At 41.9% G+C, this 22,621-nt stretch carries 23 protein-coding genes; 13 read left to right on the forward strand and 10 right to left on the reverse strand.

Annotated elements, in window-relative coordinates:
• Window positions 1-116 precede the first annotated feature (116 nt).
• The 5 genes from KTO63_RS14425 to KTO63_RS14445 all read right to left on the reverse strand — a co-directional run bounded on the left by KTO63_RS14425 (window position 117) and on the right by KTO63_RS14445 (window position 3,105).
• Entirely contained in the window at window positions 117-746 is a 630-nt protein-coding gene (locus tag KTO63_RS14425) for a matrixin family metalloprotease (RefSeq protein WP_217792044.1), read from the reverse strand.
• A 367-nt stretch (window positions 747-1,113) separates the two neighbouring features.
• Window positions 1,114-1,770 carry a hypothetical protein gene (locus KTO63_RS14430; protein ID WP_217792045.1) on the reverse strand — a complete coding sequence of 219 codons (657 nt, stop codon included), beginning with the start codon at window positions 1,768-1,770 and terminating at the stop codon, window positions 1,114-1,116.
• A gap of 4 nt (window positions 1,771-1,774) precedes the next feature.
• A complete protein-coding gene (locus KTO63_RS14435; RefSeq protein ID WP_217792046.1) occupies window positions 1,775-2,422 on the reverse strand; it encodes a hypothetical protein in 648 nt (215 codons plus the stop codon).
• Window positions 2,423-2,563: 141 nt separating this feature from the next.
• Window positions 2,564-2,866, reverse strand: coding sequence for a type II toxin-antitoxin system RelE/ParE family toxin (locus KTO63_RS14440; protein ID WP_217792047.1), 303 nt, complete (start codon window positions 2,864-2,866; stop codon window positions 2,564-2,566).
• Window positions 2,863-3,105 carry a type II toxin-antitoxin system ParD family antitoxin gene (locus KTO63_RS14445; RefSeq protein WP_217792048.1) on the reverse strand — a complete coding sequence of 81 codons (243 nt, stop codon included), beginning with the start codon at window positions 3,103-3,105 and terminating at the stop codon, window positions 2,863-2,865. Before KTO63_RS14445 ends, KTO63_RS14440 begins: the two co-directional genes overlap by 4 nt.
• 316 nt (window positions 3,106-3,421) lie before the next feature.
• On the opposite strand from KTO63_RS14445, the gene dnaE reads away from it, so the two are divergent.
• The 4 genes from dnaE to KTO63_RS14465 all read left to right on the forward strand — a co-directional run bounded on the left by dnaE (window position 3,422) and on the right by KTO63_RS14465 (window position 9,180).
• Window positions 3,422-7,045, forward strand: a complete 3,624-nt coding sequence (gene dnaE / locus KTO63_RS14450; protein ID WP_217792049.1) for a DNA polymerase III subunit alpha — start codon at window positions 3,422-3,424, stop codon at window positions 7,043-7,045.
• A gap of 95 nt (window positions 7,046-7,140) precedes the next feature.
• A complete protein-coding gene (gene trxA, locus KTO63_RS14455) occupies window positions 7,141-7,458 on the forward strand; it encodes a thioredoxin (protein ID WP_217792050.1) in 318 nt (105 codons plus the stop codon).
• Between the two features lie 168 nt (window positions 7,459-7,626).
• Entirely contained in the window at window positions 7,627-8,421 is a 795-nt protein-coding gene (locus KTO63_RS14460) for a hypothetical protein (RefSeq protein WP_217792051.1), read from the forward strand.
• A gap of 261 nt (window positions 8,422-8,682) precedes the next feature.
• The gene (locus KTO63_RS14465; protein ID WP_217792052.1) at window positions 8,683-9,180 is read left to right on the forward strand and encodes a hypothetical protein; all 498 of its coding nucleotides are present in this window, start codon (window positions 8,683-8,685) and stop codon (window positions 9,178-9,180) included.
• Between the two features lie 197 nt (window positions 9,181-9,377).
• Here the strand turns inward: KTO63_RS14465 and KTO63_RS14470 are convergent, their stop codons facing one another.
• Together KTO63_RS14470 and KTO63_RS14475 are read right to left on the reverse strand one after the other, a co-directional pair.
• Window positions 9,378-9,758 (reverse strand): hypothetical protein, encoded by a 381-nt coding sequence (locus tag KTO63_RS14470; protein ID WP_217792053.1) that lies wholly within the window; start codon window positions 9,756-9,758, stop codon window positions 9,378-9,380.
• A gap of 11 nt (window positions 9,759-9,769) precedes the next feature.
• The gene (locus KTO63_RS14475) at window positions 9,770-10,174 is read right to left on the reverse strand and encodes a helix-turn-helix domain-containing protein (protein WP_217792054.1); all 405 of its coding nucleotides are present in this window, start codon (window positions 10,172-10,174) and stop codon (window positions 9,770-9,772) included.
• A gap of 163 nt (window positions 10,175-10,337) precedes the next feature.
• Here KTO63_RS14475 and KTO63_RS14480 point away from each other — a divergent pair, with 163 nt between their 5' ends.
• Window positions 10,338-10,772 (forward strand): hypothetical protein, encoded by a 435-nt coding sequence (locus KTO63_RS14480; protein WP_217792055.1) that lies wholly within the window; start codon window positions 10,338-10,340, stop codon window positions 10,770-10,772.
• A 557-nt stretch (window positions 10,773-11,329) separates the two neighbouring features.
• Here the strand turns inward: KTO63_RS14480 and KTO63_RS14485 are convergent.
• Window positions 11,330-12,550, reverse strand: a complete 1,221-nt coding sequence (locus KTO63_RS14485; RefSeq protein ID WP_217792056.1) for a transglutaminase-like domain-containing protein — start codon at window positions 12,548-12,550, stop codon at window positions 11,330-11,332.
• Window positions 12,551-12,828: 278 nt separating this feature from the next.
• Between KTO63_RS14485 and KTO63_RS14490 the strand changes: the two genes are divergently transcribed.
• The 5 genes from KTO63_RS14490 to KTO63_RS14510 all read left to right on the forward strand — a co-directional run bounded on the left by KTO63_RS14490 (window position 12,829) and on the right by KTO63_RS14510 (window position 17,433).
• Window positions 12,829-13,116: a TPM domain-containing protein gene (locus KTO63_RS14490; protein WP_217792057.1), complete on the forward strand. Its 288-nt coding sequence runs from the start codon at window positions 12,829-12,831 to the stop codon at window positions 13,114-13,116.
• 230 nt (window positions 13,117-13,346) lie between these two features.
• A complete protein-coding gene (locus KTO63_RS14495) occupies window positions 13,347-14,237 on the forward strand; it encodes a hypothetical protein (protein WP_217792058.1) in 891 nt (296 codons plus the stop codon).
• A 20-nt stretch (window positions 14,238-14,257) separates the two neighbouring features.
• Complete coding sequence (locus KTO63_RS14500; protein ID WP_217792059.1) at window positions 14,258-14,599, forward strand: YrdB family protein; 342 nt, start codon at window positions 14,258-14,260, stop codon at window positions 14,597-14,599.
• Window positions 14,600-15,070: 471 nt separating this feature from the next.
• Entirely contained in the window at window positions 15,071-16,177 is a 1,107-nt protein-coding gene (locus KTO63_RS14505) for an SPFH domain-containing protein (RefSeq protein WP_217792060.1), read from the forward strand.
• 71 nt (window positions 16,178-16,248) lie between these two features.
• Window positions 16,249-17,433, forward strand: a complete 1,185-nt coding sequence (locus tag KTO63_RS14510; RefSeq protein ID WP_217792061.1) for a zinc finger domain-containing protein — start codon at window positions 16,249-16,251, stop codon at window positions 17,431-17,433.
• A 138-nt stretch (window positions 17,434-17,571) separates the two neighbouring features.
• Here KTO63_RS14510 and KTO63_RS14515 read toward each other — a convergent pair whose 3' ends face one another.
• Entirely contained in the window at window positions 17,572-17,952 is a 381-nt protein-coding gene (locus KTO63_RS14515) for a YciI family protein (protein WP_217792062.1), read from the reverse strand.
• A gap of 249 nt (window positions 17,953-18,201) precedes the next feature.
• On the opposite strand from KTO63_RS14515, the gene KTO63_RS14520 reads away from it, so the two are divergent.
• Entirely contained in the window at window positions 18,202-19,371 is a 1,170-nt protein-coding gene (locus KTO63_RS14520; protein WP_217792063.1) for a porin, read from the forward strand.
• Window positions 19,372-19,574: 203 nt separating this feature from the next.
• Here KTO63_RS14520 and KTO63_RS14525 read toward each other — a convergent pair whose 3' ends face one another.
• Window positions 19,575-20,759 (reverse strand): NAD(P)-dependent malic enzyme, encoded by a 1,185-nt coding sequence (locus tag KTO63_RS14525; RefSeq protein ID WP_217792064.1) that lies wholly within the window; start codon window positions 20,757-20,759, stop codon window positions 19,575-19,577.
• Window positions 20,760-21,102: 343 nt separating this feature from the next.
• Between KTO63_RS14525 and KTO63_RS14530 the strand changes: the two genes are divergently transcribed.
• A complete protein-coding gene (locus tag KTO63_RS14530; RefSeq protein WP_217792065.1) occupies window positions 21,103-22,353 on the forward strand; it encodes a peptidase U32 family protein in 1,251 nt (416 codons plus the stop codon).
• A gap of 41 nt (window positions 22,354-22,394) precedes the next feature.
• Window positions 22,395-22,619, forward strand: coding sequence for a ferredoxin (locus KTO63_RS14535; protein ID WP_217792066.1), 225 nt, complete (start codon window positions 22,395-22,397; stop codon window positions 22,617-22,619).
• Window positions 22,620-22,621 lie beyond the last annotated feature (2 nt).

Raw genomic sequence — 22,621 nt, forward strand, 5'->3', positions numbered from 1 at the left:
ACTATTTCTCAAAGATCTTTTCCCGTTTTACAAACATAGGAGGCACTAAGGACACTAAGCCACACTAAGGGAAACCTGTGAATTTATACATGCCTTCTTAGTGAAACTTAGTGTCCTTAGTGCCTAAGTGGTGAAATAGAGCGTGGCACCCAAAACCGCCAACCTTTTGATACCAGCACTGCTTTGCAATCTGGGCAAAAATCAGTTTCTTCATCCGTGGTGTTGCGGCCCTCGGCGTCGTGCATAAAGCAGTACACAACGGGACAATGTTTCAGCCCTTGCGTGTGGCCGAGTTCATGAATGCATACCTTAAATAATTGCTCCTGCCTTTTTGTTTTGGAAAGCCTGTAAGTGGAGGCAACACAGGCCTTTCCGGGACACAGGCCCAAGCCCAGGATGCCCCAGTCTTTCACTTTGTCTTTGGTAGTGCTGATATCTTTTTCAGTGAGGCCAATGATCACTTCACCTTCGCCGGTGCGGGAAGAAAGAAATGTTAACAGAGAATCTGCCTTGTAGCGGTTGCGTTTAGCGTAGTAAGCCTTCTTTGGCAAAGGCAATGCTTTGGTTAGCGTAACGTATGGGTAATGTTTTTTGATGCCATTGTAAACATATTGCAGGTCCTCTTCCGGAAAATTTCCGAAAGGCTGAATTTGCACAACCAAATTCTCTCCCTTGTCGTTCTGCGTTCTCGCATGACAACAGCTAAATATAACTGCAACAATGATGAGCGTTGTAAATAATCGCATAGGGACACATTTAAAAGTTATTGCTACGGATCAGATTTACTTAATCATGTGTTGGCTCGCGAAAGGGAGGTTTTTCCAGAAAGATATACGTAAGGGAAAAATGAAAATCAGGATTGCTTTCTCTAACAAAAATAATTTAAAAATTGTTCAATTTTATGAGTCGTTTTTGTTGGAGGAAATCATAACAAACAAAGCCGCTTTTCTTTCGCCTGTCTATGACTGAATTTAGATAAAAGAGTTTAAAAGAATTGGTAAAAAAGGGAGCACACAGATGACGCTGATTGGGCTGATTTGCACTGATTTTTTTTCCTGCATTTCGAGTAGCAAAATTGGTTTCAGTTACTCAGTTATTCAGTTACTCAATCATTCAGTCATTAGTTTCTTTATAGCTGAACTTTCTTTCTATCGGTTCTACCAAATCCTTGATCATGAGAAAAATTTTGTAAGTGGCTGTATTTGAATTGTGAGCATAGTTCAGATTTTCGACTTCTTTTTTAGGACCAAATTGATCAACATCATCCAGCCGCAGATTATTTCTGAAATAGTCTGCTTCAAGATATATTTCTATAACCAGGTCGGTTGGATGTGATCCCCATAACCAACTATAAGAAGAATCTCCGTCATGCTTCCATTTATAAATAAAGGGATATATTTTTTCACCTTTGAATTTACCAAGATTGCGGGACGCATAACCAAGCAAAGAATCACAACTTATTGTAAGCGGCGGCAATGTTGCAACATAACTATTTGAACCAGTTGAATCGTAGTAGTTAATGCATTTCATCACCATGTCCTGCTGGTTGAACTTATAAAAAAGATAGATTTCCTGGTCAACCATCACTTCGCCTAAACCTTGAATTTTGTACACTGCTGGAACGCCGTGACGATCATTATCAAACCGAACAACCATGCTTACACCTTTCCTGCGAAGCGCGGTTACTTCACTTGCTACTTTGTCGTCTATCGATTGACTATGGGCAGAAAATGAAAAAAAGGAAAATAATAGAATGATTATTTTTTTCATGGGGCTAATATATAAGATCGTTTTCAACTGATTTGGTAATTGCCTGGAGTATTTGTAACAGCTTGTAAGAAGGCGTTTTCAGGTTGTATGAATAATTCAAATTTGCAAGAGAATATTCATTGTATTTATATTCAAAATCTTCTAAAGAAAAGGCCTGCCCTATCTGTCTTTCTCCAAGGTAAATATGAAAGTTTACACCGGTACAATGCGAAGGATATTCGTAATCATATACAGTATTGGCACTATCAATTTCCTGCAGGACAATGTGATTGCAAACGGGATGAATATTTATGTCTTCAGCATTTCCAGCCGCCCATTGTAAAAGCAGGTTCGCTTCAATCAACTTTGGTTTGGAGGTGGCTGTGCGTCCCATCAGTCCAGAAGAATCAGTGTAAGTCATACTTCTCAATACGTATGATTTTCCCTTTGTCTTGTCGAAAATAAAAGTATATTCTTCCACGACTATTTCCCCTAGCTGTTTTGATCGTTCCGTCCAGCCGTATCTTGGCACACCTTGCCAATAACTAAGAATGGTATCAACTCCTTCACTTTGAAGTTTCTTTATCTGGCGATATGCAGTGTCCTGGCTAAACTGGGAATAGCCAAACTTGAATGAAAAACAAAAAACAAGGACAAAAACTATCCGGGTCATCGGGTTAAGATTTGATGCACTATAATAGGCAATTTCGCTCAGCGGAGCAAGAGAGCACACAGATGACACGGATTGAGCTGATTTACACGGATTTTTTTCCTGAATTTCGAGTAGCAAAATTGGTTTCAGTTACTCAGTCATTCAGTCACTCAACCTGTTTTCAATATCCATGTTTTCGTGCAGTATTCTAATTACTTCGATTACCTCATTCACCACTCTGTAAAATATAAGATGGGATTTAACTTTAGATGCACGGTATCCTTTTCGAATGTGTTCTTTTGATTTGCCGGCATTGGGATTTTTACAAATGAAATTAATTTCATCAAATATGAGATTGTAGTAACGGTCCGCTTGTTCAGCCGACCATCTTTCCGTGGTATAGAGCCAGATTTCATTGAGATCGGATAAGGCGTCCTTGCTTATTACGTAAGGAAAGGGCTTCATAGAAATTTATTATGCAACTTTTTTAAGTGAGCTTTCGGATCAAAATCTTTCTCAAACCCACTTTTCTCACCTTCCGCCAAAGCTTTATTGATATTCTTCTTTTTTGTTTCTTCTGCTTCCAACAGTCTCAACGCAGATCTGATGACTTCACTGGCGGAATTATATCGTCCTGATGAAACTTCCTTAGAAATAAATTTTTCAAAATGCTCCCCCAATAAAATGGATGTATTACGAGGCATAACTTTCTTTTCAATAAAAGTACCAAGAATTGGTATAGTGTCCAAAAGATAGTACTATGGTACACAGATGACACTGATTTGGCGGATTTGCGCTGATTAGTTGGCTGATAAGAATTCCTGCCGCTCAAGTGTGCGACGCAACGAAAGCCCCATCAAAGAACAAATGCTGGCAACCAAAAAATCAGTGTAAATCCGCCAAATCAGTGTCATCTGCGTGCAATAAACGTGTCACCTGTGTGCCATAAAAAACTTATGCACTCTATGTTCTCAACTTTCAACTTTCAACTCTCCACTAATTTGTATTTTTGCCTCTACCATGAAATTTTCTCACTTACATACACATACACAGTTTTCCTTATTGGATGGGGCTTCGCCGATTTCTTCTTTGTTCAAAAAAGCGGCTGACGACGGCATGCCCGCTATTGCTATTACGGACCATGGTAATATGTTTGGCGCATTCGATTTTGTAAACGAAGCGGGCAAACATAAAAATCCAGATGGCTCACTCAAAGTAAAACCAATTGTAGGTTGCGAATTTTATGTGGTAAAGGATCGTCACCAGAAACAATTTTCCAAGGAGCAGCGTGATGACCGCTACCATCAGGTATTGCTGGCAAAAAATACGGTGGGTTACCAAAACCTCGTTAAGCTAACTTCCAAAGGCTATATCGAAGGGATGTACTCCAAATATCCGCGTATCGATAAGGAGCTGATCATGCAGCACCATGAAGGATTGATCGCCACTACTTGTTGCATCGGTGCCTATGTGCCGCAAATGATCCTGAACAAAAGTGAGGAGGAAGCGGAAAAAGAATTCAAATGGTGGCTGGATATTTTTGGTGAAGATTATTTCATCGAGCTGCAGCGCCACGATATGAAAGAACAGGAACTGATCAACCAAACGCTGATCAAGTTTTCTAAAAAATACAATGTTCCCGTAATTGCGACCAACGATAGCCATTACGTGGACCGCGAAGATTACAACGCCCACGACATTCTGCTTTGTATCAACACCGGCGAAAAGCAAAGCACTCCAGGTTTTGATGACTTTGTAAACGATGATGCGCAGGTAAAGAACCGCCGATTCAAATTTCCCAATGACAAGTTTTATTTTAAAACGCAAAAGGAAATGATCGAGCTGTTCCAGGACATCCCGGAAGCGATCGACAATACCAACATGATCGTGGATCGTGTGGACGTATTGAAGCTGAAGAAGGACATCCTGCTTCCCGCCTTCCCTATTCCAAAAGAGTTCCAGGTGCACAACGATTCTAACCTGAACCAGTGGGAGTTTTTAAAACACATTACTTATGAGGGCGCAAAAATGCGCTACAACGATATTACACCGGACATACAGGAACGTATAGACTTCGAATTGTTTACCATTAAAACAATGGGATTTGCGGGTTACTTCCTTATCGTGAGTGACTTTATCAAGGCCGGTCGCGATATGGGCGTATTCATCGGCCCGGGTCGTGGTTCTGCGGCGGGAAGCGCCGTGGCCTATTGTATCGGCATCACGAACATTGACCCGATCAAGTACAACCTGCTGTTTGAGCGTTTCCTTAACCCGGATCGTAAGTCGATGCCCGATATCGATACTGACTTTGATGATGATGGCCGCCAGAGGGTTATCGATTATGTAGTAAAAAAATACGGCCAGAACCAGGTGGCGCAGATCGTTACTTATGGTACGATGGCCGCGAAAATGAGTATCAAGGACGTTGCCCGTGCGCTTGACCTTCCGTTGCCGGAATCGAATGCATTGGCGAAACTCGTTCCGGATAAGCCCGGCACCGATCTTGGCCGCGTACTCACCGCGCCTATTACGACCAAAGAAGGCCCGAAATCGCTCGAAGAAAAAGAAGGCCTGAGCCCCGAGGATATTGAAAACGTAAAGCAATTACGTGCCATCTACAACGGAACCGATTTACGTGCACAGGTATTGAAGGAAGCAGAAAGGCTCGAGGGTTCTGTGCGCAACACGGGTATACACGCCGCGGGCATCATCATTGCGCCGGAGGATCTGACAAACATCCTTCCCGTTTGCGCAGCGAAAGATTCTGATTTGTGGGTAACGCAATTTGAAGGAAAGATCATTGAGGATGCCGGCGTAATCAAGATGGACTTTTTGGGTTTGAAAACCCTTAGTATTATAAAAACAGCGCTGGATTTGATCAAGCAAAACCACGGTGTAGACATTGTGATAGATGATGTGCCGCTGGATGATATGCCAACGTATGAGCTTTACCAGCGTGGCGATACCATTGGTACGTTCCAGTTTGAAAGTCCCGGGATGCAGAAATACCTCCGCGACCTGAAACCGGATCAGTTCGGTGATTTGATCGCCATGAACGCCTTGTACCGCCCAGGTCCTATTGCTTACATCCCGAACTTTATCGACCGTAAGCACGGACGTGAAGCCATTACTTATGACTTGCCCGACATGGAAGAATACCTGCAGGAAACCTACGGTATCACTGTGTATCAGGAGCAGGTGATGTTGCTGAGTCAGAAACTGGCGGGCTTTACAAAAGGTGACGCTGATGTGCTTCGCAAGGCGATGGGTAAAAAGGACCGTAAAACGCTGGACAAACTGAAACCCCAGTTCGTTGAAAAAGCGAAAGAGAAAGGTCACGACGCCCAAAAGCTCGAAAAGATCTGGACCGACTGGGAGGCGTTTGCGCAATACGCGTTCAACAAATCGCACTCCACCTGTTATGCGTTCGTAGCCTACCAAACGGCTTACCTGAAGGCGCACTACCCAAGCGAATACATGGCCGCGGTACTCAACCACGCGGGCGCCATTGAGAAGATCACCTTCTTCATGGAGGAGTGTAAACGCATGGGCCTAAAAGTATTGGGACCAGATGTAAACGAATCGAAAAAAGGTTTTGCCGTAAACGCCAAAGGCGAGGTCCGCTTTGGTCTCGGTGGTTTGAAAGGTGTGGGTGAAGCGGCGATAGAAAGCCTTCTCGAAGAACGTAAAAAGAACGGCCCTTTTTCCTCCATATTTGATTTGATCAAACGTGTGAATCAGAGAACGGTAAACAAAAAATCGCTGGAGAGCCTTGCCTACTCGGGTACTTTTGATTGCTTTACCGATCTGCACCGTGCACAATATTTTCATGTGGGCGACGACAATATGAGCGGCCTTGAACGGGTGATCAGGTTTGGCAATGCCATGCAACTGCAAACTGCCAATACCACCAATACGCTCTTTGGCGATCTGGGAACAGCGCTGGATGTGCCTACGCCTAAATTGACCGTTTGCGAGCCGTGGGGATTAACGGAAATGCTTGATTATGAAAAAGAAGTAACGGGCATCTTCCTGAGTGGCCACCCGCTGGACAACTTTAAGTTTGAAATGCGCAACTATGGCATCACCCAGCTTTCCGACTTTATAGAAGTGAAGGACATGGCGACGCCGAATACCAGCCGCGTGTTCAGACTTGCCGGATTGGTGGTGGATGCGCAGCACCGCGTTACCAAAACCGGTCGTGAGTTTGGCGTGCTGGCGATAGAGGATTACAGCGGCAAATGCGAGTTCATGTTGTGGAGCAATGATTATGTGCGATTTAAGAACTTTTTGGAGAAGGGAAAGAACCTTTTCCTCACCGGACAATTCAAACAGGGGTATAAAGGATTTGAGTTTAAGATAGACAGCATTGTGCTCTTGGAAAGCATTAAACCGAACCTGACAAAACAACTGGTTCTTGACGTAGAAGCGCGACATTTGAGCCGTGAAATGATCGATTTCCTGGAAAAGAATGTTAAAAAATATCCTGGCAGATCGAGCATCCGCTTCAACATACTGGAACCCAAAAGTCGTTTAAAAATAGGACTTTATTCAATGGATGGCGCCTTCCAGATGAATGACGAATTGGCCGGATGGCTGCAACAGCTACCTGAACTGGGTGTGCAGGTTGTGACCAATTAACAGGTGTGGATATGTCAGAATAGCTAGATTCGCCGAATGGAGTTATTTTTGCATACTAGTTTAAACATTATTTAAATCAAACTTAAAGAATACTTATGGCAGCAACATTCACAGACGCAAACTTCGAGCAAGAGGTATTGTCTTCAGATAAATTATCAGTGATAGATTTTTGGGCAGAATGGTGTGGACCTTGCCGCGCAATCGGACCAGTTATCGACGAATTGTCTAAAGAATATGATGGCAAGGTAAACATTGGTAAAGTAAACGTTGACCAAAACCCTCAGATCTCTGTAAACTATGGCATCACTTCTATCCCTGCGATCCTTTTCGTAAAAGGTGGTAAAGTGGTTGACAAATTGGTAGGTGCACAACCTAAAGCCAACTTCGTTAAAAAAATCGAAGCTCATATTTAAGAAGACCAAAAGGTTTAATATATACGAAGCCGTTAGAGTGATCTAACGGCTTTTTTGTGCGCGTAAAAAAGACGCTTTAAATAAAAGAAAAGACTCTTTCAAAAACACTTAATCGTTACTGTTATGTTGTTTTGCTGTGCTGAAAACCAGTTCACAATTCATTCTAGCATGGCTGAAAAATCTTTCTATGATTTAGATTACATCATTGAAATCAATGAAAAAAGAGTTGAACAGTACATGTCTGCCTATCAAAAAGTTTTGGAAAGGTTGACGAATATTATCCTTATATATTCAGCTTTAACTTTCTTTCTATTCACAATTATTCAAGAAGTTTTTTTAGAAGATGGTTGTCACTGGTTAATGAAAGCATGCTTTATATTGTTCGCTTTGCTTTTGGGACTGTCGCTATTTTTTACTGTGAAGCTGATTATACCTGTTGATGTTGGCTATCTGGAAAATCCAAAACCATATTATGAAGAATATCGGTTAAGATATGAAGAAGATTATCCTAAGAATCACAGCGGTTCTGAACTAATGAGGATTTCTACTATTTCCAAACTTTTGAAAGCCTCTTACATTGAAGACCTGCAGAACGTACTTGAAGCAAATATCAAGGTTTATAGAAGAAAAAGCTCATTCTATTATAAGGCGCTAATGCTTGCGTTACTTTCCACAATTCCTTATTTGATTTGTCTAGGGTTCCACATTTCTAAGAAGGACGATAAAATTCAAAAAGTGCAAATCATGAATTCCATAATTAGTCGTACATTGCCTCAAATAGATAGCATGGGTAAGCAAATTCCTCCTGGCAACAATCAAAGCACAAATACCACTAAAAGTACAGATTCGTCTTACAAAATTGGTATTACAACAAAGCTTCCAGGAATTGACCCTAGCAAAGTCATTTCGCCTCCAACTATATTGATCAGAGAAGACCGCGATCGACCAAGCAAAAAGAGATAAGTTGGTTTGGTTGACGATTTAGTAGATGCACAACCTACAGCCAACTTTGTTAAAAAAATCGAAGCTCATATTTAAGAAGACCGAAAGGTTTAATATATACGAAGCCGTTAGATGATCTAACGGCTTTTTTTGTTTTTATACTTTTTGAGAAAACAGTTGTTGTTTTTTTCGACATCAAACGTTAAACAAAATTTTATCCCCTTAGCATTTCGTGTATATATTTGAGGGGCTTCAAGTTGAAACTCTTCAAAATAAGTATCGATGGCTAGAATTCCCATATACATTCTGCTTTTCTTCGGACACATTGCATTTGGACAAAATAAATACCCAACCAAATCGCAACTGCTAAAGTCGTTAACGCAGAAAACAAAAATCAAAAACAAAATAAATGAATCAACAACTTGGTATACTATCGGAGACGACAGCACATATTGGAATGCGGACACACTTCTATTTTATAACAACGAAAACTATAGAAATGGAAAGTTAATCTGCAATTTTATTGACTGGAATTTCTATAAAAAAGGAGCCTTCTATGTGCAACGTATACAACTCTGCAAAGAACCGACAACTGCAACAGCAATAAAAGACGATGACTTTTTTACATATGAGGTGCTCGACGGAAAACCATTGATTTTACGAATTTTCTACAAAGAAAGTTTGGTGGCTAAGTTCGAAGTGTCGGCCCTCGCAAAGAAACCGCTAGATAACAGAGACAAAGAAACAACAGATGTATTGACCTTACTGAGAGTTCGATGATTGAAATGAATCACAGACCTGGACTGCGCAGCAAACTTAGCCAAACAATGACACTCGAGCTTGTCATTGTTGGTATCGAAGCTTAGCCTTGTGCGATGACGTACCAACAACTGTTGCCGCACTTCCTCCCTTGCTGTTGGTGAGCTAGTCACTTGCCTATGCTTCACACCAACAGTGGCACTCAATCAACGAATAAATTACAGCACAAAAAAATCAGCATTCTGTTTTTCTGCATTTATCCAATAGAAGATTTTCTTATTCTCAATACGATCTAAAAAAATTAAGGGAAGTATCCTACCAATAAGATTATAATTCATAGTCTGCAATTCAATTTCGCACAACCGAAATCCAGTTATACAAAACTTTCTGACAAACAAAGGAATGTATAGCTTGTCATTATCTATTAAAAAAGGGCCGCCGAAATACATATCTTTTCCGAAGCCAACATTATTAATGATAAGCTTTCCAATTAAAGGACTTCCTTGGTTTATCTCATTCAATTGCGAATAAACAACCTCATACTTTTCATTCCTGTAAATCGGCTGAAAATCCCAGGGCGTATCAAAATTGTTTACCATTTTAAACAATTTTATTTTTTCTCCAACAACCCCTTCAACATCTCCACCTTCTCCTTCTCACTTTGTATCAAAGCCTCATACAATTCAACTATCTTATCAATGGGATTAAAGGTGCAATGAAAGTTGGCATAGGATGTATCGTGAAATTGATTAGCAACGGCACTGTCATGAAATGTATTGCCAATAAGATTTACAGCAGCTTCTTCGTCAAAGTTTCTTATTGCTTCGGTCGGCACTTTCAACGCCACAGCGACTAATTCCAACAAATCATCTTCTATCACATCTTTTTGTTCAAGCAGAGATATTTTGCGCTGGTTCCAATCATCACCAAGAGCCATTGCTAAGCCTTCTTGTTTGAGGCCCATCATTTCTCTAAAGCGCTTAACGTTTCTTCCATGGTGTATGATCTTTTCCATATTACAATTATTTGAGGTTCAATTACAAATATAATAAATCAGGTAGGTATTATAGTTGGTATTTTACCTGCTTTGGTTGCATAAAAAACGGGCGAAGAAAAATAAATAGTAAAAGCTCTTGCGGCAGTTTTGCTCTTTCTTAATTCACCTCTAAACCTTACTCATGAAAAAGAAAGTCTTCCAGGAAGCAAAGCCTTCCCTACGTGTGGCATCGCGCAAAGAGGAGCAAACGTCTATAGATTCACGTTTAGTAGAATACAATCTCGTCTTACCCCTGTCCCTGCAGCTTGTGTGCAAACTGGTGAGGATCTCGCCGGAACAAATACTGAAAGATTTTATGGAGGTACTCGCCCATCAGTCTATTTCATCTCGCAAGGCCGAAAAGCCGCAGATGTTGCTGGTAGACTACTTCATTGCCATGACGCACAGGCAGTCCAATTTTACCGAAGATGATATGCGCCAAATGTTTAGAGAGGCGCAGGCTATTTGCGATCTCTGGCCGAGCGGAGCGGAAAAAAAGTTTATTGATATGCACCGCAAGTGGCAGGATGAATATGTAAAGTACTGGATGGAGAAATGGCAGAAGAAAGCGTTTTAAGCAGTTGGCACGCACCCGCCCGGATGACCGGTCGGACGGGGATGACGCTCCCGCCTGATCGAACGGGCAGGGATTAGACTGATTTACGCTGATTTTTTTTCGACATTGCTCCGCGTGAGAGGTCTGGCATGTCATCCCGAGGTTCGGGGGCCGGATCGGGAATATAAATAGTAAGTGCATTTATACAACCGGATCCCTCGTTCCTCGTGATGACAAGCAGTCCGGGTGCCGTGGTTCGTGTCTTCACGAACCATAGCAATTAACCATGGTGGTTCGTGGGGACACGAACCATGGCGCCCGAGAATACGGCTTGCTACTTGTCATCCCGAGGAACGAGGGATCTGGGTTTAATACTAGCGGACATGCCGCGTAAATAACACTCAGATCCCTCCTTCGTCGGTATGACAAGTGGTCTTTGTTTATTGGTATGAACAGCGTTGTGGCGCGGTTAACGAAAGGAAGCTCATTGCGGATGCCGTTGTTCGCGTCTCCACGAACCACGGCATCCGGCGTTATTGTGCAATCAGGAAAAAGGCCTTTGGTTTATTATTTTTCTACTACTTCTTTTCCGCCACCGGTTGCTTTTCTACGTACAATCTTTGTATCATTTCGCCGTCTGCGGTTGTTTGTATTTCTGTGGAAATTGTTTTGTCGAGCGCTGCAAATTCCAAAGTGTATTTGCTGTTCTTTTTTACCTTGAACACAAGAAACTTGTTCATGTCATCGGTGGGTGAAGGCGAAAAACCAAAGTCAGTTTCTTTGCCATCTTTAAGAAGTGTAATCTTCGAATGAATTCTGTTGTTGCCGTCTGGCGTGCATGATTCATCTTTGAACAGCACTACATTTAAAATCATTTCATCGCCCGGAAGTTGTTGCTGGCGAAGCTGCTCGTTATAAATGTCGATATATCTTTTGGTAACATTATATCCGTGAATATTTCTCTGCGTACTATCCCAGATAAGAGGAAAATAGGTTTGCGTGGGTTTAAATGAAGAGGCATAAATACTATACTCAGGCCGCGCGGGATCAGCTTTTCCGGCATCGGCAACAAACCAGCTTTTATTCAATGCATCAGGGTAGTATTCTGTAAAATACCATTTGCCGTCAATCAAAACTTCCACCCAATTGTGATTGCCTTTTTTAGTGGTCCAGTTGGGAATGCCTGCCAGCCTCGACGGAATGCCAACCGCCCTGAATGCATCTACCAAAAGAATGGATAAACCGGTGCAGGTAGCCATCCCCTGGTCAATGGATTCATAAGGGCTTTGATTAACTTTTTTTCGTTTTACGTTATAATCTGTTTTTAACAGCTTGGCAATTTTTCTGTTTACTGAATCAATGGCAGCATATATATTGGTACAATTGGTAACCAGCGGAGTAAACCGGTTGTAAAAATCCTTTCGCCAGTCATCGCGGTGTTCATCCAACACGGCATACGGAAGCACTTCGTTAAAGAAAACGGAATCGGGCAATGATTTGCACCAGGAAAAATTTTCACGGGCCTTATAGGCTTGACTAACATTGTCTAATAAAAAATTTGCGGTCAACGTTTCCCTGTCCGTCTGCGGCATATAGGTTATTAAAAATGCCATGGCGCGCAATTCATTGGCAGGAACGGCTTTCAGCGCTTTTGACAATTCAGGTTTGTTTTTACCAGCGTTGTTTAACGCCTGATCTAAAAGCGTACGCTCAGTTTTACTTAGCTTGTCCTGTGCGGAGGCGTTGCACAAAGCAAATAATGGCAGGGCAAGCAATAAAAGCGACCTAAAAAACTTCATACTTTTCTATTTTAACAGGGAACTCCGCAGAGTTTAATGAAGCAAACATAACAATTGAATTTGACATCAGGATGAGCAAAACAGTCCTGAATGTTACCCCGCAATTCGGGACGACAAGCGGTCTTTGTTTACTGATATAAGCAGCGTTGCAGTGAAGTTGAGCCAAAGGTGCTCATTCTATTTTCTTCACCCGTAAAAAATACTGCTCACCAAAAAAATCACGCACGCCGTTGCACTATTTGAAAAGATGTTTATATTGTTTGCTCATTCTTTACTAAATGAAAACTATATCCCTTGCTATTCTTGCCTTCATCCTCAGTGTTGCCAGCTTTGCGCAGAATGTTTTGCCAAAATCCAACGCCTTTGTAACAGACAAAGCCAATGTGCTTTCACGCGATGAAATTCAACTATTGGAAAGAAGACTTAAAGCGCTCAACGATTCAACATCCAACCAAATTGCAGTTGTGCTGATTCCCACGCTTGACGGACAAAACCTGGAAGATTATGCCAACAAACTTTTCCGCACATGGGGCATTGGCGGTGCCGGAGCAAGTGATAGCTGGTAAGCGATCCCTGATGGGCATGAGCACACAGATGACACAGATTAGACTGATTTGCACGGATCTTTTTTAAAGCTTTAATAACTGAGTATCTGAATGGTTGCCAGAACGAATACCGGACGATTCATTCCCTGTTCATTGTTCGAAAAAAAATCAGTGCAAATCAGCCTAATCTGTGTCATCTGTGTTCGAACCGTTTCAGCCGGTGGGTGTGGGCAAAAAAATCCTGATCAATCATGACGAAGACAACGCTTATTTCAAAAGTTCAATACAAAAACTTCGAGACAGGAGAATTTGTGGATGTGCAGGAACGTAGCTACGAGGAAACCATTGAACTGATTGAAAAATTTCCATGGAACGATCAACGCGAAAAAATTGTTGTCGACTTAACCAATCCATCCATCACCATTGAAGGAAAGAATAATGACTTCTTAAAATTCGCTTTGTTTTTTAATCGAAAATATGTCCTTCACTACTTCGATGAAACGCAAACGCTATACACTAAAAGCTTTTTCAATTTAAACGAAGGATTCCAATACATTAAAAACTATTTCGAACAGCCAACATTTGACACTACTGATTTCAGAAAAGAAAATACCTGGCTGCAACACAATCTGCAGCATTTTACAACGCATGATTTTAGATATGAGGTATCGCCAAAATCAACAAGAACTTTCCTTCTGTCAACAAGTGGAACAAGCTTTCTTGTTGGTATTATATTTCTAATTATTATCCTCCTGAACCATTTGTATTCAACAAACATTGCTGAACTATTTGTTCTTCTGTTGGTAATGTTTTTAATAGGCGGCGGAATGAACTTGATTCTTTTTTTCAATTACTATAACTATGCAAAGGACAAAGTTTTGATCATGTCAAAAGGAAATGACACATTTTACTTTGGCACCGCGGAAAACCTTATAGAATACAATAAGAAAGAAATATTACAATACACGATATTCAGAACACGCGGGTCGCGAAGTTCAATCAACGCATTCGCAGTTGTAGATATAGCATTGAAAAACGGAACCCTTCTAAGGATACCAAATCTTTTGGTTGGCTACCAGGCAATGGAGCAAAAGTTATTTGAATACAAAAGGATCGAAAAAAATAGGTTTCCATTCGTATAACCATCAAAACAAAAAACAGGATGAATATTATACTCAAAACGATTAATCAGGCAGTTACTTTTCTGCTTGAAATTGCAATGCTTGTTGCATATGGATATTACGGAATGAGCGGCTCCTGGAATTTCTTGCCACGGCTTTTGTTTACAATATTTTTAGTGGCAACGGTTATTGTGTTATGGGGAATATTCGCGGCACCAAAGTCCGCACGCAGACTTAAAATGCCATACCTGGCAATTTTCAGGACTAGTGTATTTCTAATTTCAGCCTTCCTGCTTTTTAAAGCGGGGCAAAAGAATATGGCCATCATATTAGCGGGACTGACTGTCGTTACACAAACAATAGGTTATTACACGGAAAAATAATTCATGTTTTAACTCAACAAAATTTCCGACGGAGGGAGAAACCCACTACTCTGGATGCAGTGTTTGTGAAAATGCCATAGCGGTCAATGTACCTCACAGAAAAGATTTTTCGCTTCGCGATAAAATGTCGCCCCTCCGGGGCTGGCTCTATTGTCCCAATTTTTTTTCCCTTTGCTGCTACTAACGTGTTGCCCCTCTGGGGCTATTCAATACATTCCGGAAATTGCAAACGGCCCCAGCGGGGCTACACGTTAGTAGCCAACATTACATTGCGGCGATCCAAATGCCAGCCCCGGAGGGGCGATATGTTAAATATCGCGAAGCGAATATTCTTAGCTTTTCCCTGGTTGATGCGTGATCACCAGCTCCCTCTCCTTTCATCAAAAAAAAGCTAAATTCCCCAACTGAATACCCACAGTTTAATATCTTGCATTACACAAATAACCTCTTATCTTAATTAAAAAACTTCCCATGGGACTTTTTGATAAACTCCGGAACGAATTTGTAGATATAATTGAATGGGTGGATAGTACCCAGGACTCGATCGTGTGGAAATTTCCACGCTACCAGAATGAAATAAAAATGAACTCAAAGCTTACTGTGAGAGAATCGCAGGTAGCTGTGTTTATGAACGAAGGAAAAGTGGCCGACATATTTCCACCCGGCATGTATTCACTTACTACGCAAAACATGCCTATTCTGTCCACACTGAAAGGTTGGGCCTATGGCTTCAACAGCCCGTTTAAAGCAGATGTTTATTTCGTGAGCACCAGGCAATTCGTTAACCAGAAATGGGGCACAATGAATCCGGTTATGATGCGTGATGCCGAATTTGGCCCCGTTCGATTGAGGGCATTTGGCAGCTTTGCTTTCAGGGTGAAGGATGCGGGTGTTTTCTTAAAAGAAGTGTCCGCAACAAATCCTGATTTTAGTACCGAGGCCATTTCTACACAATTGCGCAATCTTGCCGTGTCACGTGGCATGGAAGCCATTGCTGAAGCTAAAATTCCGGTGCTGGATATTGCTTCACAATATGAAGAAGTATCAACAATTATTACCGGGAAAATAAAATCAGAATTTGAAGAACTCGGCCTGGAGCTGACTAAATTTTTAATTGAAAATGTTTCTCTTCCACCTGAAGTAGAAGCCGCGCTGGATAAAAGAAGCAGCATTGGCATTGTTGGTAACTTAAATGCATATACGCAATTCCAGGTAGCAAACTCTTTGGAAAAATCTGCAGAAAATCCTGGCGGTGGCGGAACGGTTGGCGCAGGTGTTGGCGCAGGCATTGGTTTGGGCATTGCAGGACAAATCGCTGGCATGTTTCAAAACAACCAGGCAGCGAATAGTAATATGCCTCCTCCCCTGCAAACGGAAACCGAATTTTTCGTGGCTATTGATGGCAAGCAGGCCGGGCCGTTTAATCAGCAGCAGCTAACGCAGTTGGTATCCAACAACTCATTGCAGGCACAGACACTTGTGTGGAAAAAAGGAATGAACGGATGGGCCGCTGCAAATACACTTCCTGAGTTAGCCTCAATATTAAATAGTGCGCCACCTCCTTTGCCAGGTAACTAATGTCAAGTCAAAAGGAAAAAGTCAAAACTATAAAGCCTGACTTGACGCCACTAATAACTTGAAAAAAGCAATTGGCATCTGTAAGAAATATACTGTTGCCAATTGATTATAATCCTTTCCCTAACCTAATACCGGGCACAATGATCGAAGAAAATAACACCGCCGAAATACATGGCAATACTTTCAAGTGCGAGAATTGCGGCGCTGTAATGCATTTTGCGCCGGGAACACATTCCATGAAATGTGATTTCTGCAAAACAGTAAATGAAATTCCGGATGCGCATCAGCCCGTTCGGGCCTATGATTACAACGCTTTCATCAACGATCATGCAACTGCTGTTACCAATGTCATAACCGTTACGAAATGTAATAGCTGCGGAGCCGTCACTACACTGGATAATAAAACCGTTGCCGGAAATTGTACTTTCTGCGGTAGCCCGTTGCTAACAATCAATCAGCAGCAACAGGAAGTTGTGAAGCCGCACTATGTGCTGCCCTTTTTTGTAAACGATCAGCAGGCTAAAAAAAATTTCGGTGCGTGGATGAAAAAATTATGGTTTGCACCATCGGATTTACAGCGTGTGGTAGAAGAAAGAACGGCCGGAACGCTGCGCGGTATTTACATACCTTATTGGGTGTATGATACAGATACCGAAACGGAGTACACAGGCAGAAGAGGCGAATACTACTATACCACAGAAACATATACCGAAACGGTCAATGGCAGATCAGAAACAAGAACAAGACAGGTAAGGCATACCGCGTGGTACCCTGCAAGCGGCGAAGTTGATTGTCCATTCAGCGACCTCTTAATATCGGCCAGCACATCTTTGCCGCAAAAAATAGCAGACAAACTGGAGCCATGGGAATTGTCGCAACTCGTAGCTTATGATGAACGTTATTTAAGCGGTTTCCGTGCAGAGCTTTACCAGGTAAATGCACAAAGAGGTTTCGATATAGCAAAACAGCTAATGGTTGGCACCATCGAAGATGAAATCCGCAGAGATATCGGCGGAGATGAACAACAGATCACCGACTACGACACGCAGTATTTCAACACCATGTTGAAGTATGTGTTATTGCCAGTGTGGATGTGTGCCTATAACTACAAAAACAAGCTCTATCATTTTACTGTCAACGCCTGCACCGGTGAAGTAGTGGGAGAAAGACCATATAGCGCTCTAAAAATAGCATTAACGGTATTGGCTGTTATTGCACTTGGTATTGCGATTTATTTCTTGGCGCAGCAACATTGATAGCACACGGATGACACGGATTGGACTGATTTACACGGATTTTTTCGAATAGCAATCATTCAGTTATTCAGTTACTCAGTTATTCTGTTATTAAAAAAAGTTCAGTGTAAATCAGTCTAATCTGCGTCATCTGTGTGCTCACTTCGGATACACAAAATTCGTTTCCATTTCTTTAGTCTTAATCGGTCTCACTTCTATCGTTGCGGAAGGAACAAAGGCAAACTCAGGGTTTTGCTTTGCAATTTCTATAGCTTCGTCAATGTTGTTTGCCGATATGTGGTAATAGCCTACATGCACTTCTTTACCAGGATCGATCGGTTTGGATACCCAGTTGTTGCCGTTTTTGGCAATAAGAAAACCTTCTCTCACAATAGGCTGGGCTGCTATTAGTTTACCTTTTGCCTTTAGCTCGCCAATGTACACTTCACATTGTTTGATGAATGCTAAATGCTCGTCAGCAGACAACGCAGCTTTAGCATCCCCGGCATTTCGAATGTAAAGCATGAATTCTTGTGCCATAATCTTTGGTTTTAGTTTTTAACCAAATAAATCTCTATTAAAATTACGCTGTTTTGAGTTGTGGGTTTTGAGTGATGAGTTTTAAAATAACAGACTTTTGTGCAAATGAATTAAATCATTTGCAGTCGCGATTTTCATCATTTATCTCCAGTACAAATATTCCCATCTTGCGCAGGTTTTTTGTAGCAATTGATCACCACATGAAGCCACTCTTTTTTAGAAAAATGGCACCACTAAATCACCGATATTATGAATCAATGCGCTGTTCTTAAGCAAAGGCTCAAAGTACTGTTTACGATAACCGTTATAGTTGCATTTTTCAGGCAGCCTCTGTATGCGCAGGAAAAGAAAGATACCTGCTCCAATTACTCAGCCATTAAGCGGGCCATCACTTTTAATGCACTGCTGCAAATGCGCTACACAGCTTCGCTCACTCACAATGTAGATGTTAGCGGCAAAAATTTCGACCCGGCTGTTAGCAAGGGGGTTATAAATACTTTCTCGTTGCGCAGGGCCCGCCTCATGGTGAAGGCTGCGGTGAACGACAGGTTCTCTACAAACTTTATGCTCAACTTCGCGGAGTTCTGCGGTAACACTGCAAACAAAGTGGTGGAAAACGCATTTATTAAATACTCTGCGAACAAACATTTCAATATCCAGGCGGGACAATTCAGGCCTTTCTTCGGCATTGAAGACCTGATTCCAGCCGAGCTGATCAGAACGCTGGACTACTCCAATCAATACACAGCATTCGCAGCCAGCGGCTGGCAAGGGTTTCAGCTGGGCGTTTCAGTATTCGGCAACATTACAGGCGACGATACAAAGTTTGTTAAATACTATGCCGGCATTTATAATGGCAATAATCGAAACCAACCTTCGGACAACGATAATACCAAAAACATCTACGGACGATTAGAGACTTCTATGTCTGAAAATTTTAAGATGGGAGTCAATGCAGCGTCGGGTAGTTTTGGTGCTGGCACGGGCTTCGCATGGGGCGGAGATGTAACGGGGAAAATAAACTTAGGTGCTGACAAGAAATGGGAATTGTTTCTAACTGCTGAAGGCAAAACTGGTACCAATTTTAATTTGTACAACGCTGCCACATCTATCAAACCGCAACTGAACGATTGTAAAATGTGGGGAGTGTATTTTTTCCCACTGTTGCGATATAACTACAATCATCCGCGCTTAAGGGCTCTTGAATTTTCTTCCCGTTATGAATACCTCAACGAAAACGCTAAACTGGGAGACAATCCTTATCAAACCATCACACCGAATATTTCCTTTCTATTTGCAGACGATATGTATGCAGCCTTGCAAGTAGGCACCAATATTGAACTATTCAAACACAATGTGCCGTTGACAAATTCGTATAGTCAGAGCTTAATGTATTTGCAGTTGCAACTGAGGTTTTGAGAATTGAGAGTTGAGAGTTGAGAGTGAATTTTTTTTTATGGGAAGTTGTGTGTGAGTTTGGGCGATTGGAATCAATGCTATATTGGTGCAAGCACCTTTAATAAAGGCTCGGAGCAGCGGTTCTAACTTTTTACTTTTTCCCTTTTTACTTTTAATTTAAAAAATAAGCCTGCCCCAGGATCTCCCCGAAGCAGGCGTTATATTTAAACACACACACTTTCAAGTCTTGCCACGCCCGTTGCCATCGCAGCATCTGCCACTGCTCTGGCTACTTCAATCGCTACTCTTTTATCAAACACATCGGGCACAATATAGTCAGGGCTCAATTCATCGTCTGCAATGATCTCTGCAATAGCCCTTGCTGCTGCAATTTTCATTTCATCGTTAATGTCGCTTGCGCGCACATCAAGCGCCCCTCTGAAAATACCGGGGAATGCGAGCACATTATTGATTTGATTTGCAAAGTCTGATCTGCCGGTTCCAACTATCTTCGCCCCTGCCCTTATTGCTACATCGGGCATAATTTCAGGAACCGGATTTGCCATTGCAAAAATGATAGCATCTTTTGCCATTGATTGCACATCTTCTTCGGTTAATGCATTAGGTGCAGAAACGCCTATAAATACATCGGCGCCTATTATCACATCGGAAAGCTTGCCGCATTTCTTGTCAAGATTTGAAACTTGGGCAACTTCCATTTTCTCGCGATTCAAACTTTCTCTTCCATCATACACCGCTCCTGCCCTGTCGCAGAGAATTACTTTTTCAAGTCCCATGCTCATCAGCAGTTTGGCGATGGCAATGCCCGCAGCACCACACCCGTTTATAACCACATTGATATCGTGAATGTCTTTGTCAACTATTTTCAATGCATTGAGCATACCAGCAAGCGTAACGATCGCGGTGCCATGCTGATCATCATGAAACACAGGGATGTCGCACTCTGCACGTAATCTTCTTTCTATTTCAAAACAACGTGGCGCAGATATATCTTCGAGATTGATACCAGCAAAATTGCCTTCCAAAAGTTTAACAGTGTTTACTATTTCGTCAACACTCTTGGTACGCAGGCATAAAGGAAAAGCATCCACATTGGCAAAGGTTTTAAACAAGGCGCATTTGCCTTCCATTACAGGCATTCCGGCCTCAGGACCGATGTCTCCAAGACCGAGCACAGCTGTACCATCTGTAATAACTGCTACGAGATTGTTGCGTCTTGTATACTTATATGATAGATCCACATCCTCCGATATTGCCAAACAGGGTGCGGCCACACCGGGAGTATAGGCTATACTCAATTCTTCGCGGTTAGTGATTTTAGCATTGCAAACAATTTCAATTTTTCCCGCCCATTGTTCGTGCATTTGCAGGGCTCTTTTCTTAAACATAGAAATGAGTTTAGTGTTTACTGATTGTAAGTTAAGTCGCAGAAATACTGTAGGCAGCTGCACCAGATAAACCCGGGCGCAAAGGTATAGGGGCATTTTTTTGCAGAACATGAAGTAAATCATGCTTTTAGGCTTTGTTTAATGATTTGCTAATTTTCGAAAACAGAATAACTGATTAACTGAACAACAGAAGTTCACATCTGAGCACTTTCAAATATTGCAGACCACTCATTACCCATGACTCACAACTCATAACTCAAAACTTCCCCTAACTGATTTTCGTCATCCATTTTTATGATAAATGCTTGCAATTTGCGTTTCATTTTTTTTAAAAGCGTAAGCAATGCAGCAGAACAAAACAGTGGAACTATTGGCACCTGCGGGAAATTTCGAGTCGCTGACGGCGGCAATTCATAGTGGCGCAAACGCAGTATATTTTGGAGTGGACCAACTTAACATGCGGGCGAGAGCAACAATGAATTTTACATTGGATGACCTGCTTAGTATCGCACTTCAATGCCATGCAAAGAATGTAAAAGCTTACCTTACGCTGAACACAATCATTTACGACCACGACCTTTCGCTTATTAAAACAATCATCAACAAAGCCAAGGCAGCAGGTATTGATGCAGTTATAGCAGCGGATCATGCAGTTATCGCCTATGCTGCATCAGTTAGAATGCCGATCCACATTTCCACCCAGGCAAATGTTTCTAACATAGAAACAGTGAAATTTTTTGCTCCATTTGCAGATGTAGTTGTGCTGGCAAGAGAGCTAAGTTTGAAACAAGTGGAAACAATCTGCAAAGAAATAAAACGTCAAAATATTTGTGGAGTATCCGGCAAGCCAATAAAAATAGAGGTCTTTGCGCATGGCGCTTTGTGCATGGCCGTTTCAGGAAAATGTTACCTGAGCCTACATAGTCATAATGCTTCTGCAAACCGCGGCGCATGTATTCAAAACTGCCGCCATCGCTATAAGGTAACCGATATTGAAGATGATGTGGAACTGGAAATAGACAACGAATACATTATGGCATCCAAAGATCTTAAGACAATTGATTTTCTTGATCAGCTTCTGCTGGCCGGTGTAGATGTATTGAAGCTTGAAGGTCGTGGCCGCAGCCCTGAATACGTGAGTAACGTAACGGCTTGCTATCGGGAAGCCATCGATGCTGTAGCGCAAAATTCTTTCGGTGAAGAAAAACTCAATCAATGGAATGAGCGCCTGAAAGAAGTGTACAACCGCGATTTTTGGGGAGGATATTTTCTTGGAAAAGAAATGGGTGAATGGAGCAACACCTCCGGATCAAAGGCTACCACACAAAAGATCTATCTCGGCAAAGGCAAACATTATTTTTCGAAAACACAGATCGCAGAGTTTGAAATTGAAACATATCAACTAAATGTGGGCGACCGCATATTGATCACGGGGCCGACTACAGGCGCGTACGAAAGTACCATCACGTCGCTGCATGTGAATGACGACGGCGCAAAAGATATTGCTGTAAAAGGCGACAGATGCGCGTTTCCGGTTGATAGGCCAATCAGGACTTCTGACAAATTGTATAAAATCGTTAGTGCGAATACGTAGTGAGTTGAGAGTTGAGAATTGAGAGTTGAAAATTATTAATCATGCCCATCATCGTTTATAGAAGGAACAAATGCATTGGTTGCAATTACTGCACGGAACACGCTCCTGAATTTTGGCGCATGTCGAAGAAGGACGGTAAAAGTGTATTGCTTAACTCCGTTGAAAAAAGTGGCCGTTGGAATCTTCGCATAACTGAGGCAGATGTTGAAGCAAACAGGCGAGCTGCCGAAGCTTGTCCCGTGAAAGTGATTGAAGTAAGCGGATAGGT

The sequence above is a fragment of the Pinibacter aurantiacus genome, from assembly GCF_019130065.1.
Taxonomy (GTDB): domain Bacteria; phylum Bacteroidota; class Bacteroidia; order Chitinophagales; family Chitinophagaceae; genus Pinibacter; species Pinibacter aurantiacus.